Origin of the sequence: Marivita cryptomonadis, assembly GCF_002115725.1 — a bacterium.
Lineage (GTDB): Bacteria > Pseudomonadota > Alphaproteobacteria > Rhodobacterales > Rhodobacteraceae > Marivita > Marivita cryptomonadis.
Window position 1 is genome coordinate 1 of record NZ_JFKD01000056.1, and the last position, 2,553, is coordinate 2,553.

Genomic DNA, 2,553 nt, shown 5'->3' on the forward strand with positions numbered 1-2,553 from the left:
CCTGAAGGTTTTTCGATGCGGGCTGCGGCGCGACGTGGGCGGCCGGGAGGTGGCGGCCCGCGTTGACAAACCTCGGAAGGAGGAAGCCGCGGGGGTCTTGGATCATGCTATGGGGAATGTGCGTGGACGGTCGGGGCGACGGCTGCATCCAGGGCGCGGCTGATGGCGAGCCAGATGGCTGACACGTTCGCGAACCCTGCCGAAGGTTCCGACAAGGCTGCGCGTTTTGGAGCTATCGCCGACGCTCGGCACGCCGGAAGCAAAAAAGCACATGCGGTTCGCTCCGGATCATCGCGCTTTCCCCGGTGGTGAGCCGTGATGGATGACGGGCGACACGTCATGCGGCCTGCTCCCTCGGTGGCGCGCGCGACATCGGTATCTGCCCGCGCTTGAAGATCTCGATGATGCGCATGGGCCCGCCGCAGCAGGGACATGGCTCGCGCAGGGTGAGCGGAGCGATCTCGGTCGCGGCGACCCGGTCAGGCTGCTGGACGCAGAGCAAGGCGCGGATCTTGGTGATGTTGGCCTTTCGGGCCGAGCTTGCCAGCAGGCCGTAGTGCCGGATGCGGTGGAAGCCATCAGGCAGGACGTGGATCAGGAACCTGCGGATGAACTCGGGCGTGGCCAACCGCATGACCTTTTGCCGGTCGCCGGATTTGATGCGGTAATCCTTCCAGCGGAAGGCGACGGTATGGGCATCGGCGCTGACCAGGCGCGCGTTGGAAATGGCGACGCGGTGGGTATAGCGGCTGAGATAGGCCAGCACGGTCTCCGGTCCTCCGAAGGGCGGCTTGGCATAGACCACCCAGTCGGATTTGCGGAACGGGGCGAGCCAGGCGCTGAAGGTGTCCGCGCTGACCAGCTCGGCCAGATCGCCGAAGAAGGCCAGTTGACCGGCCCGGTGCAGATCCCTCAGACCCTCCAGGAACAGGCGTCGGAACAGCCGCGACAGAACCCGCACATGCAGGAAGAACCCGGAGCGGCAGGCGATCCACTTCGTGCCGTCGGGCGACAGGCCGCCGCCTGGCACGATCATGTGGATGTGGGGATGGTGCGTCAGCGCCGAACCCCAAGTATGGAGCACGCTGGTCATGCCGACCCGCGCACCCATTCGCTTGGGGTCGGCCGCGATGGTCATGACCGTTTCGGCCGACGCTTTGAACAGCAGCCCGTAGACCGCCTTCTTGTTCCAATAGGCGATCTGCGCAATCTCGGCCGGCAGCGTGAAGACGACGTGGAAATACTTCACGGGCAGCAGATCCTCGGCTCGGGCCTCCATCCAGTCGCGCGCGGCCGGTCCCTGACACTTGGGGCAGTGCCTGTTTTTGCAGGAGTTATAGGCGATGTGATGATGGCCGCATTTGGCACAGCCCGCCACATGTCCGCCGAGCGCCTCGGTTCGGCAGGCTTCAATCGCCGACATCACCTTCAGCTGGCCGAGGCTGACATGCCCCGCATTGGCCTGCCGCCACGCTGGACCATGAGCACGGAATATGTCAGCGATCTCCAGCTTTGGCCGGGGCACGCGCGCCGGGGGCTATTCCAACCCTCGTCGGAGGGTCTCGTCCTGAAGCAGCTTCATCTGCTCGAAGGGGCTGACCGTCCCGCGGATCGTCTTGGTCGCCACATGGGTGTAGCGTGCCGTCGTCGTCAGCTTGGCATGCCCGAGCAGCACCTGGATCACCCGGACATCCGTATTGGCCTCGAGCAGATGGGTAGCGAAGCTGTGCCGAAGCGTGTGCAGCGTTGCCGCCTTCTTGATGCCTGCCATGTGCTTGGCCGAGGTGAATGCCCGGTTCAACTGACGCGGCGACAGCGGGTTGATCTTGGGCTTGCCGGGGAACAACCAGCCTTCAGGGCGGGACTCGCGCCAATAATCCCGCAACAGATCCAGCAGGCTGGGCGAGAGCATCGCCTTGCGGTCACGTCCGCCCTTGCCGTCGTCGACATGGATCAGCATCCGGTCACTGTCGATATCCTTGACCTTCAGGTTGCAGACTTCGGACGCGCGCAGCCCGGCTCCGTAACTGATCCCGAGCGCTGCGCGATACTTGAGCCCCGGGCCCGGCACGGCGGCCATCAGATCGGCCACTTCCTCGACGCTCAGAACGACCGGCAACTTACGCGGGCTGCGGTGGAACTGCATGAAGCGCTTCATCTCGTCGCGTCCACACGTGACGCCGAAGAAGAACCGCAGCGAGATGATGCGCACGTTGAAGGTGCTGGCGGTCACCCCCTCTTCGGTCATCTTCAGCTGGTATGACCGCAGATCCTCTGGCGTGGCTGTGTCGGGCGACCGCCCCAGGAAGGACGCGAAATGCTTCACATTCCGAATGTGGGCCTTCTGGGTCTTCTCGCAGAGCCCGCGGATGTTCATGTCCTCGATCATCCGCTGGCGAAGCGGGGTGGTGTTCTTCTCTTCCATTGGAACCTCCTGTCTGACGGTGGGAAGACCCCGATCGTCAGCCCGGAAAGCCCGGCCACAAAGAAAAACGCTGAAATGACCAACCAACGCCAGCCACGGGCACCAGTGCCGCGAAGCGGCTTAGTCCC

At 64.2% G+C, this 2,553-nt stretch carries 2 protein-coding genes; both read right to left on the reverse strand.

Annotated features, from left to right (window positions below):
- Positions 1–337: 337 nt before the first annotated feature.
- Complete coding sequence (locus MCRY_RS22160) at positions 338–1,525, reverse strand: IS91 family transposase (RefSeq protein WP_085633927.1); 1,188 nt, start codon at positions 1,523–1,525, stop codon at positions 338–340.
- Positions 1,526–1,537: 12 nt separating this feature from the next.
- Positions 1,538–2,425: a tyrosine-type recombinase/integrase gene (locus tag MCRY_RS22165; protein ID WP_085633929.1), complete on the reverse strand. Its 888-nt coding sequence runs from the start codon at positions 2,423–2,425 to the stop codon at positions 1,538–1,540.
- Positions 2,426–2,553: the final 128 nt, after the last annotated feature.